The organism is Finegoldia sp. P3-F-LR, assembly GCF_052932165.1.
The window spans coordinates 1-16427 of sequence record NZ_JBRFJE010000028.1 but is presented as its reverse complement, the minus strand read 5'-3'; the positions used below and the strand labels follow the sequence as shown (position 1 = coordinate 16427).

General features: G+C 30.5%; 16 protein-coding genes and 1 pseudogene. All 17 read right to left on the bottom strand.

Annotated elements, in window-relative coordinates; translation table 11 throughout:
* Nucleotides 1-521 precede the first annotated feature (521 nt).
* Nucleotides 522-2081: a cell wall-binding repeat-containing protein gene (locus tag ACU68U_RS08670; RefSeq protein WP_094207253.1), complete on the bottom strand. Its 1560-nt coding sequence runs from the start codon at nt 2079-2081 to the stop codon at nt 522-524.
* A gap of 19 nt (nt 2082-2100) precedes the next feature.
* On the bottom strand, nt 2101-2853 hold the full coding sequence (locus ACU68U_RS08665) for a peptidylprolyl isomerase (RefSeq protein ID WP_094208716.1): 753 nt from the start codon (nt 2851-2853) through the stop codon (nt 2101-2103).
* On the bottom strand, nt 2834-3691 hold the full coding sequence (locus tag ACU68U_RS08660) for a CvfB family protein (RefSeq protein WP_094207255.1): 858 nt from the start codon (nt 3689-3691) through the stop codon (nt 2834-2836). Before ACU68U_RS08660 ends, ACU68U_RS08665 begins: the two co-directional genes overlap by 20 nt.
* A gap of 12 nt (nt 3692-3703) precedes the next feature.
* The gene (locus ACU68U_RS08655; RefSeq protein WP_446763148.1) at nt 3704-4594 is read right to left on the bottom strand and encodes a YitT family protein; all 891 of its coding nucleotides are present in this window, start codon (nt 4592-4594) and stop codon (nt 3704-3706) included.
* A gap of 115 nt (nt 4595-4709) precedes the next feature.
* Nucleotides 4710-5516, bottom strand: coding sequence for a metal ABC transporter permease (locus tag ACU68U_RS08650; protein WP_094207257.1), 807 nt, complete (start codon nt 5514-5516; stop codon nt 4710-4712).
* A complete protein-coding gene (locus ACU68U_RS08645; RefSeq protein WP_094207285.1) occupies nt 5509-6150 on the bottom strand; it encodes a metal ABC transporter ATP-binding protein in 642 nt (213 codons plus the stop codon). The genes ACU68U_RS08650 and ACU68U_RS08645 overlap by 8 nt, the downstream gene beginning before the upstream one ends.
* Nucleotide 6151: 1 nt before the next feature.
* Entirely contained in the window at nt 6152-7204 is a 1053-nt protein-coding gene (locus ACU68U_RS08640; protein WP_094224800.1) for a metal ABC transporter solute-binding protein, Zn/Mn family, read from the bottom strand.
* Between the two features lie 141 nt (nt 7205-7345).
* Nucleotides 7346-7912, bottom strand: coding sequence for a hypothetical protein (locus ACU68U_RS08635; RefSeq protein WP_094207259.1), 567 nt, complete (start codon nt 7910-7912; stop codon nt 7346-7348).
* A gap of 11 nt (nt 7913-7923) precedes the next feature.
* The gene (locus tag ACU68U_RS08630) at nt 7924-9237 is read right to left on the bottom strand and encodes a sensor histidine kinase (RefSeq protein WP_094207260.1); all 1314 of its coding nucleotides are present in this window, start codon (nt 9235-9237) and stop codon (nt 7924-7926) included.
* A complete protein-coding gene (locus ACU68U_RS08625) occupies nt 9234-9890 on the bottom strand; it encodes a response regulator transcription factor (protein WP_094203785.1) in 657 nt (218 codons plus the stop codon). Before ACU68U_RS08625 ends, ACU68U_RS08630 begins: the two co-directional genes overlap by 4 nt.
* A gap of 77 nt (nt 9891-9967) precedes the next feature.
* The gene (locus tag ACU68U_RS08620) at nt 9968-11344 is read right to left on the bottom strand and encodes an ABC transporter permease (RefSeq protein ID WP_446763147.1); all 1377 of its coding nucleotides are present in this window, start codon (nt 11342-11344) and stop codon (nt 9968-9970) included.
* Between the two features lie 10 nt (nt 11345-11354).
* Nucleotides 11355-11999, bottom strand: coding sequence for an ATP-binding cassette domain-containing protein (locus ACU68U_RS08615; protein WP_094207262.1), 645 nt, complete (start codon nt 11997-11999; stop codon nt 11355-11357).
* Nucleotides 12000-12009: 10 nt separating this feature from the next.
* Nucleotides 12010-13287, bottom strand: coding sequence for an ABC transporter permease (locus tag ACU68U_RS08610; protein WP_446763146.1), 1278 nt, complete (start codon nt 13285-13287; stop codon nt 12010-12012).
* 121 nt (nt 13288-13408) lie between these two features.
* A pseudogene (locus ACU68U_RS08605) lies at nt 13409-13789 on the bottom strand (hypothetical protein); the annotation flags it as partial.
* A gap of 222 nt (nt 13790-14011) precedes the next feature.
* The gene (locus tag ACU68U_RS08600) at nt 14012-15247 is read right to left on the bottom strand and encodes a tyrosine-type recombinase/integrase (protein ID WP_019132791.1); all 1236 of its coding nucleotides are present in this window, start codon (nt 15245-15247) and stop codon (nt 14012-14014) included.
* A 77-nt stretch (nt 15248-15324) separates the two neighbouring features.
* Complete coding sequence (locus ACU68U_RS08595) at nt 15325-15534, bottom strand: excisionase (RefSeq protein WP_009345237.1); 210 nt, start codon at nt 15532-15534, stop codon at nt 15325-15327.
* 436 nt (nt 15535-15970) lie between these two features.
* Nucleotides 15971-16381: a sigma-70 family RNA polymerase sigma factor gene (locus ACU68U_RS08590; RefSeq protein ID WP_446763149.1), complete on the bottom strand. Its 411-nt coding sequence runs from the start codon at nt 16379-16381 to the stop codon at nt 15971-15973.
* Nucleotides 16382-16427: the final 46 nt, after the last annotated feature.

The window sequence follows — 16427 nt, the reverse complement described above, 5'->3', positions numbered from 1 at the left end:
AATATTTAGTTGTTGTGTAATTCTTATTAAATTTTTCTAAGCCTAATTTTTTAGGCTTGTTTGACATGCCTTAAATTTCAAGATAAATTATTTTTTATTTTCTCTTGACATTTGATAGCTGGTCTTATTTTATGTTGTTTTATATGTAAAATACATATTGCATTTTAAACCCAAATTATTTTACAATACAATTTAAAAAAGAGCAAGTAATTCAATAGATTTTTAACAGATTTATTTAAATTTTGTTATATTCTTGGTTTTATTTTATTTTAATAACGTATATAAAATCACTAATATCATAATATTTTATCAAACTGCCGTAATTTCCCACTATTTTTAATGTAAAAAAAGAGACTCATACTGCCCCCAATCTTACAATAATCTGTAAATATTGTGTTAGGGTCATATTATGAATCTCGTATATTTTTTATTAAATTGCAAAAATTAAATATTTCTTTTAATTTATATTTCGATTTCTTGTCAATATTATAACATCATATAATTTTAGATAAAATCTGATATCAAATTCCAAATATTTGAACTGCGTAATATCTGTCATAAGTTTGATCAGAATCTTCGTAATATGCTTTTGTAACGAATACTTTTATTTTAACTCTTGTGAACACTTCTCTCAACATATTTTCATTGTGTCCTTGAGAATTTTTCCAAGCTTCCATTGCACCACTTGCAGTGTATGGGCCATTATAGATATTTTCTCCATTGATGTTAGAAATATCAGTTACCAATCCACCTCTTGGTCTAACGTGTTCAAATAAATGAACAATTTCAGTTGCCCTTGTTTTTGCAACTGGTGATAATGAATTATCTTGTTTTAATGCTTTTAGTCCATTTTCTTTGCGATATTGATTCAAAAGTCTTAGTATTTCATCTGCCATTTCGTCATCGTAATGACCACGTACCATTACAATTGTATCATCACTGATTTGAACAGGAAATTCTTGTTCATTTTCTAATCCTGGTAATGGTTTTCTACGAATAACTTTCTTGCCAGGATACTTCGGATCAGTTGTAATAGTTTCGTCTGATTTGTTATCCAAAATCAAATCTTTTACTTTTTCTGATACTGTATTTTTTCCACCTACAATATACATTTCTTCAAAAGAATTACTACCAATATATGATTTTACATCACTTGTAATGGATGATTTTGAAACCAATAGTATTGGTGCTTTTAGCTTTTGTGAAAGTGGTGCCGCTACTAATGCATCTACAAAAACTTCACCACTAGCAAATATCGCTTTAGTTGGTGCAGTAAAACTTGCGTTTGCAACTCTGACAGATGTCATATATCTGTTCGAGCCAAAAATTCTTTGTGGCTTAACATTAGTAATAGCTTTGATTTCTTGAACAACTTTATCAGAAACTGTATTTTGTCCACCGACTACAAAAATTTTACCTATATTTCCTTTATAGAAAGATTGTAAATAATCTTTTGTGTCGCTAGAAATCTTGTTTTTCGATACTAATAATATTGGTGCATTGTGTTTTTGTGCTAAGGAAGTAGCGTTAATAGCATCTGCGAATACTTCTCCACTAGCTACAACCAAGTTTTGTTTTTCAGCATTTTTGCTAGAGAACTTTTCAGAAACTATTTTAGCATTAACTGCATATCTGTCGTATCCAGAATATCTTACAACTTTTATTTTTAAATCATTTTCGATATGATTTTGAACAGCCTTACTAACAGATTTTTCTCCACCAATAATTATGACTTCGTCCAAATCTTTTGATTTTAAAAGTTTTTCAGTAGATGCGTCTAATTTATCTGAATAAGTGTATAAGATCGGGATTTGTCCTTGACTCATTACAGTAGAACTGATGTTGTCGGGAAATTTTATCGCTGATACAAGCACTACTTTTTTAGAGTTTTGATAATAATCTTCCATCACTTTATTTGCAACGGCAAATCTATCTCGCCCTTCAATTCTATTCATAGTTGACTCTACTTTTTTAGGACTTGCATTATCATCTTGTTCTTTCGCAAATACAGCAGTGCCTGTACTAAATACCATACTAAATGTTAGACATAAAGCTACTATCTTCTTCTTAAGATTATTCATTTAACTTCTCCATTTGTTATTAATAAAATTTTTCGATTTTGTATTCTTTTTGTAATTTGTCTGTAGCGTCTATATATGCTTGTTGTTGTCTCAATTGTAATAGTGTTTGTTTAACTTCATTCTTAGCTTCTTCAAAAGATTTTACTTTTCCTTCAGTTTTATCTTTAATATTGATAATGTGATAACCGAATTGTGTTTTAACAGGTCCTACGATATCTCCAATTTCATTTTCAATCAAAGCATTTTCAAATTCCTTAACCATTTGACCTTGTTGGAATGTTCCCAAATCTCCACCTTGTTCTTTTGATGGACATGTAGAATACTCTTTTGCTAATTGTGCAAAATCACCATCGTTATCGATTTTTTCTTTAATTTCATTAGCCAAATCTTCAGATTCAACTAAAATGTGAGAAGCTGTGAATGTTGGTTGAACTTTGAAATTATCTTTGTGGTTTTCATAATATTCCTTCAAATCTTCATCTGATACTCTAACAGAATTGATTATGTTAGCCATAGCAAAATCCTTCAACAATTCTTCGGATTGTTTTTTAACTTCTTTTACATATATTTCATCTTTATCTAAGCCAGATTTCTTAGCATCAAAGAATAAAAGTTTTCTATTGATTAATTCATCAGTTAATCTTTTTCTTCCTTCTTCGTTATTGAATTGTGCTCCTCTATAACCTAAAGCTTGAATAAAATTATCAACTTCTGATTGTTTAATTTCTTCACCATTTACTACTGCTAATATTTTATCTTTGTTGTCTTCCATTATTACCTCTCCCTTTACTAGTTAATTTTATTCCGTCTTTATAAAATTGTATCATATTTTCTTTTAATAGTCTTCCAACAGCTCTTTTGAAACTGGATTTTGACATATTAAATACCGATTTAATTCTATTGGCGTCTGTTTTATCGTTAAAATTAATAAATCCATCTGAGTTTTTAAGTTCTTCCATAATAACATCAGCATCTGATGAGATATGCTTATATGCAGGTTCAAAAAATGACAAATCTAATTTTCCATCAGACTTCACATCTGTAACTCTACATTTGACTTCTTCTCCAAGGTCTACAACGCCCGTTAATTCACTTGCAGGAATAAGTCCTTCGTATTTATTGTCTACAGCTACAAAAGCTCCTAGACCGTCCACTATGTTGTATATAACGCCTTCTACCCAATCGTTCTTAACATAGTTGCTGTCGTTTTTCAATAAATTTTTAATTCTCATAGTAAGTGCCAATCTGTTCGACTTATCAATATACAAATACACTAAATATTTTTGACCTTTTACCAATTTTGAAGTTTGTTCCTTAAATGGCAACAAAATATCCTTATCTAAGCCACAATCTAAGAAAGCACCAATTCTAGTAATATCTTTTACTTCTAGTCTTGCAATCTTACCCAATTCAATCTTAGGTTGCTTCTTCGTTGCCATTAGTTTTTTATTGTCATTGTAAATGAATACATCTACAACATCGCCAACTTTTTCTCCAGAAAGTTCGTCTACATTCATTCTAACAAAATTATTTTCGTTGTCTTTTTTCAACAAAACTTCCGTATTTATCTTATCAATTTTTAAATTCTCTCTTTGTCCTAATTTATACATTTCTTCTCCATTCTAACTCATTCCACCAGGAAGTATTTCAAGCTCTGGATTATCCACTGGATCGTAAGTAAATCCTTCACCAACCACTTCACTGACATACGAAATACATACGAATGCTTTAGGATCAATAGATTTCACGTAGTTTTTAATCTTAATATACTCTCCTCTTGAAACAATCGTATTAATAACAAATTTTTCATTATCAGAAAAACCACCAACTGCTTTATAAATTGTGGATCCTCTTGAAATTTGATCTATAATATAAGCGTTAATTTCCTTGTATTTATCGCTTGTTATCATCATATTTACCCTTGTATTTAGACCAGCGATAGCTTTGTCAATGACAATTGAGTTTATGAAAATTCCAAGCATAGCATACATTCCACTTTTTGTTCCGAAAGTATACATACCAAGTAACACAACGAAAAAGTCTGCTACAAGCATACACTTACCCACATCAATTGAAAAATATTTTCTGATTATCATAGCGATAATATCCGTACCGCCAGTCGATGCACCTTGGTTGATAACCAATGCCATACCAGCAGCGGAAATAATAATTCCAAAAATCAAATTAATCAAAATATCATCAGTCAAAGGTTTAAAATTTGGTAGCAAAATTTCCAATAGTGTCGTTGAACTTGCAAAAATAAAAGAACAATATATCGACAAAACCCCAAAACTTTTTCCCAAAATTATAAACGCTATAATATACAAAATAGTATCCATAATCATAACAAAAATACCCGTTGGGATTTGTGGAACAAAAGCGTTCAAACTCATCGCAATACCAGACATTCCACCAATAGTTAAATTAAAAGGCATTATAAAAAAGAAAAAGCCAAAAGTAAGTATTAATGTTCCCAATGTTAATATCATTATTTTTTTAATCATTTTGTTCATGCTATCGCCTCCTATCTTTTTATTATACTTGTAAAAATTGCAAATTACAACGTTTTATACACCAAAAAACACCACAAAATAAATTAATTCACAATTCATAATGCAGTGTTTACAGTTAATTATTTTTTCTAAATTTATTTACTATCATCAAAATTATCAGAACTAAAAGTCCTGTCAACACAATTGAGCCACCTGGTTTTAATTGAAAATAATAAGACATATTGATACCGATAATCGTAAACAATACTCCAAATAAAGACGAATTAATCACAGTTCTTTTAAAAGAATGAGATACCATTATTGCACAAGACACAGGAATAACCATCAAGCTTGAAACCATAAGTGCACCGACAGTTCTAGACGCAATAGCAACAGTGATAGCTATCAAAAAAGTAAATATTTTATTGATAAGTCCTACGTTGATATTAGACAATCTAGCTCCATCTTCATCAAAGATAATATACACTAATTTTTTGTACAACAGCACATAAGTCACAATAACAATAAAACTCACAATAATTACTGTGTACAATTCAATATCTGGAATAGCTACAATAGATCCAAACATAAATGATTGAAAATTCGCAGCGCCAGGAACAAAATCTGACAAGATCGCCGCAAGTCCAATACCGCTACTCATCACAATCGCAGTTGACAAATCAGAACTCTTGGCAAAGTTTTTTCTGATGATTTCTATTCCAAAAGCTGCAATCACGCATACGAAAATCGCCGCTATAACAGGATTTATTCCAAAAATAAGTCCCAAGGCAACACCAGCTAAGGAACTGTGACTCAAAGCATCTCCTACCATGGAGTTTTTCTTGTTAACGACAAAGGTTCCTATCAAAGGAACAATAATTGACACTAGTATCCCCACGATAAAAGCTCTTCTCATAAAATCATAAGAAAACATCTCAAACATGTTTCACCTCAACAAATTCATTATCCAATCTAAAAATCCTGTTAAAATAATCTTTAGTAAAATCCAGCTCATGAGTAACCACCAGAATCGTTATATTATGATGAATATTCAAATGCTTCAACAAATCAAACAGATTTTCCTTGCTTCGTTGATCTAGTCCTGCAGTAGGTTCGTCAAAAATCAAAATTTGTGGATCGTTAGCCAACGCCTTTGCAATCATGACTCTTTCCTGTTCTCCACCGCTCATCTTATTGTAGTCGTAATTTTTCTTATCTTTCATTTCTACAATAGACAACGCGTTTTCGATTTTTTCATTAGCTTTCATATTCTCATCATCGCTTACATTCATAGCCACGATTTCCCATGCAGTAATAGGAAAAGAAATGCTCTTTTCGTGATTATTTTGAGGAACATATCCAAAACTAAAATTGTCCCTTCCTCCGGCAAATTTAATCTCACCACTATCTGCTTTCAGAAATCCTAAAATAAGTTTCAATAACGTAGATTTACCGGAGCCATTAGCTCCGGTTATCCCTACGAAATCTCCCTTTTCGATATTAAAATTTATATCCCTTAATAGTTTTTCGTTTCTATACGAAAAATTCAAATTTTCTACACTAATTATACTATTCATATTATTTTGCTTGTGAGATTGCATCCAAGTTTTTCTCTAACAATGAAAAATAATTGTCCTTTCCATCTTCGATATCTTGAGTCTTAGCTTCTATCGTGGACAAACCAGCAGTTTTTGCGTTGATTTCCTTAGCCAAAGAATTTGCAATCTTATCGCTTTCTCCCATTTCATAAAATACTGTATTTATCTTATGTGATTTTGCGAAATTAGTCAATTCTTTCATCTTATTTAAATCAGGTTCTGAATCTGAATTAATACCCTCAATAGGTACTTGTTTTATTTCATAATCTCTAGCTAAATATCCAAAAGCTTCATGTGGCACGATGAAATATTTGTCCTTTTGTGGTGCCAAAACTTCAGCGTATTTTTTGTCTAATTCTTCAAACTTTTTATCTAATTCTTTGTAATTCTTTTCATAGAAATCTTTGTTTTCAGAGTCAAATTTAATAATAGCTTCATACACATTTTTCATTTGAATTCTAGCTTGTTTTGGACTCATCCAAACATGTGGATCAAATTCACCGTGGTGATGATGTTCATGATCATGTCCGTGTTCTTTTTCTTCGTGATCATGATCGTGACCTTTTTCTTCGTGGTCATGGTCGTGGTCGTGTTCTTCATGGTCGTGGTCGTGGTCTTCTTCAGCTTTAATCTTATCAATATTTGTAGATGAATCAACTATTTCCGTGTTTTTTAAACTAGATTTAACATCTTCTAACCAACCTTCCAATCCAAGACCGTTAACAATAAGCATCTTTGAATCAGATAAATTTTTAATATCTTGTGCAGTTGGTTCCCAATCATGAACTGTAGCGCCTTTTGGCATAACATTTACCACTTCAATTTTATCCTTAGCGATTTCTTTTGCCATATATTCAATCGGATAAAAACTAACATATAATTTCTTTGAATCTGACTTTTCAGTTGATTTGTCATCACTTTTTTCTTTTTGTTCTTGAACCTTTTGATTGTTAACATCATTGTTTTGTCTAGTACATCCTGATGCCACACCAATCATAAGAGCTAATAATAATATTCTATAAATTTTTTTCATAAACCCTCCAAATAATAATTTATTAATGCAAATTATTTGCATTATCATTTTAGAGTGTTTTTATTATTTTGTCAAGGATTATATAAAAATTAAAAAGCTCTTCTTATTTTCTTTAAGAAGAGCTATGCTATTTTATTCTATTTAATTTAAATCTTCTTCTATCTCGTCGATTATTTCTTGTGGTGTTTTGTCTTCAAAAAATGATGGATCCATATGTGTTAAGAAGTGCCATTCATCTTTTTCGTTTTTTCTGTAGACTATTGCTTCTCCATCTTCTGATCCGAAGTAAGCCCTGTCTACGTCATATCCTTTTTCTTGCAAGTATTTTTTTACTTCGTTGTAGGATTTTTCTCTTGCTTCAATATAAGTTTTCACATCTTTGTTAGCTATTACATAAGCGTCTACTCTCGTAGAACTATCTACTATTCCATTTCCTTTTTCTGAAAGATTCGGAATTTCTTTCCAAAATATTTCCGCTTTTCCTTCTTCTGTAAACATGAATTTGGTTATTGGAATTATATTTCCATTGTATTCTAGTTCAACGTATTCACCTAGTTTTTCAGGAATGATATATTCATATACAAACCCATCTTCTTCTGTGATTTCGTAGCAGTTTGTTTTCTTGATAAATTCTCTTCCTTCTTCAATTGTGTCAAATAACGCTAATTCTGTCGCTTCACCATTTTGATTCAATTCTAAAATATACATTTTGTTCTCCTTTATAACTTGATTTTGAATGTTACGTTTTCTTCTTGTGTTTCAATGATTGCATCGATTTTGTAATTATTTAATAAATTTCCCACGATATACAACCCAAGTCCATTGCTGTTTTCTTTATTCAAATCACAATTCACATCAAACACTTTAGTGGTATCTAATTCGCTTGCCTTTTCGCAAGTATTAATTACTTCAAACCATTCTCCATCTGATTTTATGGTAATTATCCCATATTCATCAGTGTATTTTACAGCGTTTCCAATTACATTGGAAAGTATAATTTTTAGTGCCGATTTTCCTATATAAATTTTTTCATCTGTAATCTGATTGTCGATTGTGATGTGTTTTTGATTTGCAATTACTTCCTGCTTATTAATTATATCATTTAATATTGGTAAAATCTCTACATTTTCTTCGTCATTTTTCAAGTTTTCAATTGATGACAATGTAAGTATTTGTGAAATGCTATGTGACAATCCATCAATTATTTTAAGAGATTCGTCTATATACAAATCTCTGTTTTTGTATTTTCCTATGTTATACTTCATATTTTCCAAAATTATTTTGAGGCTCGCTACAGGAGTTTTGAGTTCGTGTGATGCTCCTCTAAAAAAGTCATATTTTAGTTCTTCAAGTTTGATAATTTCTTCGTTTTTTGATTCCAAATCGTCAATCGAATGTAACAATGTAGTGTACAAATCATTGATTTGCAATTTTAACTGTCCAATCTCATTGGTAGAATCTACTTCAAGTAGTGCGTTTTTGTCCCTATTCATCATCTTGTCAGTAATATGTTTTATTTCTTGTATATTATTGTTGATTAACTTAGCATAAATTAATGAAATGATTGCTGAGAAAAACATAGAAATTAAAAGCGAAAACGGAAGAAATCTTAGACTCAAATTCTTGGCATCTTTTTTCATATCAGCTGTTGATACGAATTGAAGTGAGATTTTCTCTCCAGTGTTAATTGTAATATCTCGTTCTTCAATTATAAGTGAATTGTTGTCACTTTTTTTGTCAAAATCAATGATTTCTTTGATTTTTAATTCGTTGTCGTTGTTTTGATTTTTAACGTAAGCTTTAATATCGTTGTTATTAGAATAAAAATCCAAAGACTGTGTAACATATCCTATATCTTTATTTGTTAATGTCTTGGATATTTCATTTGCTTTTTTATTTATCTCTTGTTTTCTATCTTCCAAATATGTTTTAGGAAATATTAAAAACACCATAAAATGTATGAACAAAACTGTAAATGCTAACGCTGTAAATATTTGCAGGAACATTTTCGGAAATATTTTTAAATTTTTCATTTTCTCTCCAATTTATAACCGACGTTTCGGATGGTTACTATGCAATCTAGTTGCAATTTTTTACGCAATTCTTTTATGTAAACATCAATTACTCTGTCAAATGGTATTTCATCGGTTTCTTTCCATACACTATCGATTATTTGCATTCTAGTGAGTGCTTGACCTTCATTTTCTATCATATATTTGAGTATTTCTAGTTCTTTGGCATTTATATCAACTTTTTCACCATTTATTTTTGCAGTGTAGCTTGTGAAGTTAACTTCGGTGTTTTTGTAATTAAATGTTTCATTATTTCCATAATGTTTTTTAATTAAAGATTCTATTCTAACTTTGAGAACAGGAAGTGAGAATGGCTTTTCAATGTAGCCATCTGCTAAACTTGTGAATGCGTTGATTTTATATTCTTCATCACTGAATGCAGTCAACATTATAGCTGGAATATCACTTGTTTCTCTGATTTTTTTGAGAACTTCAAGTCCATTTATGTATGGAAGTTGAATGTCTAATATTGCTAAGTTGATTTCGTTATTTTCAAATATGGATATGGCTTGTTTCCCGTCTTCTGCTTGATATGTTTTGTATCCAAATTCAGACAAAAATTCACAAATTCCTTCACGTATCATTTTGTCATCTTCTACTACAAGTAAGTTCATAATTTATTCCTCTCTTTTATTTATTATACAATATTTATTTTAATTACAAAATTATCGGAGCATATGCCCCGATAATTTTACTTAGTATCTATTAATAAATCTTTTGGATTTTTCCTAAGAATATTTGTTGATGAAATAATCAATGATATGAGCAACACAATTGTCATGAATACTACTACATAAACTAAGGCTTTTGATGAAATGTTAATATCTAGACTTGTCAATGTTTTATTGAATCCATCAACTTCAGCACCGCTACCAAGTCCAGTTGACGCTGATTGCTTCGCAATTTTTTCTGCGATATTTCCTGTAACTTTTTGTAGTATATTATTTCCAATTTTATCTCCTGCAAATCTAGCCAAGAAGAATGAACCAATGTAAGCTGGTACAGCAACTAACAATAATTCTGTGACAAATTGTCCGAATATTTTCGCTTTGGACATGCCTAACGACAACAATACTGCAATCTCTTTCTTCCTTGCGTTCATCCATAAGAACAATAATAAAGCTACTACTAATCCTGAAAATGCAAGTGATCCTACAAATAATTTATCTGCTATTGCATATATTCCACTTATGGATTCTTGTAATGCTGGATAGTTTGATGAACTTTTTATTAAATTATATTCTTGCCAATTGATATCTAGTTTGGAAAGATTTTTCATGACATCTTCTAGTTTTTTGTTACCTTTTACGAAGAATGTTGCATCTTGATAGACAGCTGTATCTTCGGTGTTACCATATACTTTGGCTGCTGTATTCAAATCAGTAATCAATGTGTTTTCGTACAATTCTTGAGCAGCGCTCACACCTCCGTTATTGTGTCCATCAAACAAACCCTTAATTGTAACTTCTACTGTTTCATTGGCTTGTTTTTCATTATCTGCATCAAATAAATTAGACTTTAGTTTTAATTTGTCACCTATTTTCAAATTGTTTTTCGCTGCCAAATCTTTGTGCATAAGAATTTTATTCTTATCATCATTTTTCAAATGTTCACCTTCTACCAATTTGTATGCTCCAGATACAAATTTTGTTTCCTTGGATGATTCATTAACTCCAGTCAACATTACAGTGCTTTTAAAATTTTTAGCACGTTCTGGGGATTGGTTTGCCAAAGCTTCTTGTGTTTCAATTATATCCAATCCATCCAGATCAGCCACGCTATTTATTCTTTTTACATAGCTTTCAATATCAGGTGAGTCTGTGATTTTTTTGATGTCTTGTCCTTTGACATTTCCACCGCCTCTTGGTGTTCCTGGATTTACTTGTCTGTTAATTTCCATTGAAAAACTGTTGGTAATATTTCCAAATGTTTTTTCTGAAGCTTTGTCAGTGGCATCTTTGATGGATAAACTAATCAAACTTAAAGCTGACATCAACATTATTACAATTAATATAATTATCGATTTGAGACTTTTTCTAGTTACATAAGCAAATGCGTTTTTTATCATAATTTCCTCCCTAAATATTGTCAACTACTTCTTGTAGTTTTCTATCTTTTAATTCAAGAACAATATCTGCTGCTTTTGCTACTTCTTTACTATGAGTAACAACTATTACGCATTTGTTTCTTTCCATTGCAAGTTTCTTCAATATATCTATAATTTCACCAGCAGTCACATCATCCAAGTTTCCAGTAGGCTCATCTGCCAATATGATTGGTGCTTCTGAAACTAAAGCCCTCGCTATCGCAACTCTTTGTTGTTGTCCACCAGAAAGTTTCATAACATTTCTTCTTGTTTGACTTTTATCCAATCCTAATTCCAATAAAATATCTTCTGATGCATTTTTATTTACTAATCTTATATTTTCAAGAGGAGTTAGATAATCTATTAAGTTATAGTTTTGAAAAACTAACGATATATTGTTTTTTCTATGATAGCTGTGTCCTTTTTCTTCGATGTTGTTGTTTTTGAATAAAATTTGACCTGTATCTGGTGAATCTAATCCAGCCAATAAAGATAAAAGTGTTGACTTACCAGTACCTGATTTCCCAATTATTGCATAAAATCTTCCTTGTTCAAATCCTCTGTTAACTAATGACAAAACTTCTTCGTTTGAACTTGAATAACTGTATGATACGTTTTTGATTTCTAAAATATTCATTTTATATCTCCTAACTTATTTGTGATAATATTTGTTTTGGTTTTTTGATTAATATCATTATCGATGCGATAATCACAGAAACTGCTATTATTAATAGAAGCAATCCGTAGCTTTTGATAAACACTTCTAATTTATCTGATATTTTAGTAATTAATAGGCTACCTGTAAATGATGCATTTTCCGATTCTGTTATTCCTGATGCAATTAGTTTGATAATAAAATCTCCACTAATGAATGATAAAACTGCCGCAGGAAAGGATACAAATACAAGCTCCATGATGAATTGTCCAATTATTTTTGCTTTGCTAACTCCAATTGATAAAAGTATTCCTATTTCATAAATTCTTTCTCTTAGCCATAATATTAAAATCAACGATAAAACTACAAGTCCTGCAATCATTATGGAATATGTCATCATTTGTATGATATGCTTTACGCCGTTTATAGAATCAATAGCTTCTTTGAATGCATTGTCATCTTTTTCGATAATGTATTTCGAAGAATTCCCAGTTTGGTTTTTGATTTTAGTTACTATATTATCCATTGAATCTGAATTCTGTGTGTAAACAGATATTTTATTGGCAATTTTGTTACCGTCTTTTATATTCAACGAATTTTGAGCTGAATTGTAATTCACAAACATTGAGTTTTCACTAAAATCAGAAGACAAACCTGTATATTTTTCTTGTTTTTTTCCTGAAAATATTCCAACTATCTCATATTTTGTCTCTTTATTTGTATCTCCATTTCCATTCATATTCATGAACTTTAGACCTATTTTGTCGTGAAGTTTGAGCTTGTTTTTCTTTGCAAATTCTTCATGAACTAGAATCTTATTGTCATCATTTTTATCCAAATTCTTGCCTTGTTTTATAGTAAACACGTTACTTGTGAACAATGTGTTACGTTTTTGATCTGTCATAGCATCTATCGATACTAAATTTTTCATATTTGTAGACAAATCTTCACGCATAACTTTCTGATCACTTTCAACGACATTGGTATTTGTTACGTTGGCTAATCCCTCATAATGATATGAAACCTCTTTTATATCTTTGATCTGTTTCAATTTGTCAAATTCTTTTATATCAAAATATCCGTTATTATCTTTTTTCGTTATTGAAATAGATGAATTTGATGTTTCGTACAATGATTTTTCCAGTGTTTTCTGTGATTTCGTTATACTCAAACAAGCATACAAACATGATAAGACAAGTGTTAGAATTATCAGTATTATCAAAGTCCTATTTCTTTTTCTTGTTATATAAGCAATCGCATTTTTTATCATAAATATCTCCTTAACTTTGTTACATGTATATGTTACAAAAGTTTTATGAAATGTATATGAAATTCATGGCAATAAAAAAAGACGACAGAATATATTTCTATCGTCTAAGGATTTTATTTAATTAATAAATTTTTGATCCTGCTGGAATATTTGAATCTAACATTATAAGATTCAATACTTCTTCTCCATCATATTCGCAGATTGCAGATAAAAGCATTCCACAAGATTCTTCACCCATCATTTTTCTTGGTGGTAAGTTAGTGATTGCAAGTAATGCCTTACCTACTAAGTCTTCTGCGCTGTAGTAGTTTTTAATTCCTGATAATATGATTCTGTCTTTTCCAGATCCGTCATTCAATGTAAATTTTAATAATTTCTTGGATTTTGGTACTTCTTCACAAGATTTTACTTTTACTACTCTGAAATCAGATTCCGAGAATTTGTCAAAATCTACAAAATCTTCAAATAATGGTTCAACTTTCACTTTTGATAAGTCCAATTTCTTAGCTTTTGTGTTATCTTCGCCATCTTTTGAATTGCTAGAAGAATTATTTCCAACTGGCTTCATTGTTGGGAAAATCCCCTTTACTTTAGATAATTGTCTAAATCTCTATAAAAGTCTATTTTATGGTACTTCTCCATTTACGACAATTTGCTAACTCTCTATAAGTGCCTATAGATTTCTAGCAAATTGTCGTAAATTTGTCGTAAGCTGTCGTAAATTCTAAAATATAAATTTCATCGCTTTTTCAAATTCTCCCATCTGTTCTATCTTAAAGTCTTCTGTTGCATCTACGTATATATCCATTGTTGTACTAATATCAGAATGACCTAGAATAGACTGCATTGCTTTTGTATTTATATTTTGTTCATTAAGCCTTGTAGTAAAGGTGTGTCTGAAAATGTGATTGCTTAAATGTGGAACTAATAGAATATCATTAGAGTTCGATTTATTTTTATCCATTATACTTAAATTGCAATCTCTAACAATTCTTCTTAAAGCTTTATTAAGTGTTCCATTATTGTGAACCTTTCCGAATCTGTTTAAAAATACAAAGTCTTTAAATCCATCGATTGAATCACAACATTCAATTCCAAAAGTCTTTTGTAACTCTCTTTCCATAAGAAAAGCATCTTTTACTTTTTGAACCATAGGAATACTTCGCTTACCTGATGCTGTCTTCGGTGTATTAATAGCATATCTATTGTTTAATCCTTTACCTTTACTATAATATACCAAAGTCCTATTTACATTTATAAGACCATTATCAAAATCTAGATCGTCCCATTGCAATCCTGTAACTTCTCCAACTCTCATTCCTGTCCAAAGCATAACAATGAATATTGGATACCATTTTTTATATTCGTCACTATTAGATAAATATTCTTCAAATAGCACCTGTTCTTCTATTGTCATGGCTTTTTTCTTCGGAGATTCATTTCGATAAGCTACTTTCAATTCCTTCAAAGCATTGTCAGATGGATTAAACCTTATATATTCGTCATCCACTGCTAATTCTAAAACCTGATGTAGCACAGTATGGACACAATCTATGGTAGAAACCATCAATCCCTGGTCTTCCTTTAATCTGTTATAAAAACTTCTAACATCAGATCTTTTAATATCAGATAGTTTAATACGACCAAAAGTCGGTTCGACGAATTGTTGATACATATAGATGTAATTTTTAAAGGTATTATCCTTTAAACCTCTTTTTACCTTTGTCCATAACTTAAAAGTATCATTTACAGACAAGCTACTTCCTTCGTTGTTGATTCCATCTATAGTATTGCGTAAAATATCCAATTCCTTTTCTCTTAATTCCTTTAGAGTTTTCGCATAGATAGATTTTCTACGCCCTATTTTGTCTTGCCACTTAAATTCATAAGTGCCATTTGACCTTTGATATTCACCGTCTTTTAAAACAACCCCTTTACTATCTTTGCGTCTTTTTACCATAAAAATTCTCCTTTTTTGATAAAAGACACGCTATAATTATTATACCGCATTAAGCGTGTTTTATATATAGTTTTAGATTAGATAGAGAACTGTCTATTTAAATATTCTTCCATTAACTTTTTCTTAATAAGACGCTTACTACCATTAAATAATACAAAATCGCAATCATTTTCATCCGTTAATTGTCTAACTTTATCTTGACCAATATTAAAATATTCAGATGCTTCTTTTAATGTTAGAAATGCTTTCTCAGAAACACGAACACCTTTTATATTTTCGTTAATCATAAATCCTCCAAATAATATATTTAAAATATTTATTTTAATATTTTTAAAGTTTTTTGACATTGACAAGTGCCTTGGATTAGCAACATAGGAATCTCACCTCCGCCTCTGTTCAGGATGAGCCGGCTTCAACCTTAGAAGTATCATTATCCTCATTTTCTTCTAAGCGGATAGGGTATCCATCCCTATATTCAAACTCTTACTTATCGCTCCCTTTCTTCTTCCCTTGCTTTTAGCTTAGCAGTACTTGTTTTGCCGAATTATTCAGCAGAAAGATCTTGGCGAATAGGTTATCACGCTCCAAAAATGATTAATGTCTTGTCTTGGTCTATTCAATTGTTAAGGTTCAAATATTGTTTAGATTTCTTTTTAAAATAGAAAGAGGACAAAATCCCCCTCACTTTATAAAGGAAAATTTGCCCTCTTTGGTAACCAGAAATTATATTTCTTCTATAAATTTCTTTAGTTTTTCTAAAATCTTATCTCGCCTTTTTATTAAAGCAGGATGTGATATATTTTGAGTCTTTGCTACTGAACGAAGTGTTTCATCATTGAAATATAATCTTTCAATGATTTCCCGTTCATCCTTATTTAACTTTGACATAGCATTACTTAGTGCTTCAATCATAATTTGTGTAGCTACAACTTTTTCTACATCAACATTTTTATCTTCTAGATTGTCTTCAAAATTCCCGTCATGCTTTAGGGATGAAAAAAAGAGCAAGTGGTTTTTCTTGTCCACTCGCTCTAAATACTTCTCGTGTTCACGTTCTCGCCAGTAGACTTTATAAATATCTTCACTGACTTTGACCTTTTGTCCGTTGATATAAAGGTAATATTTTTTTGGCATATATGCTTCCTCCATTTCTTTTTGTCTGCGTTTTAAAACAAAAAAA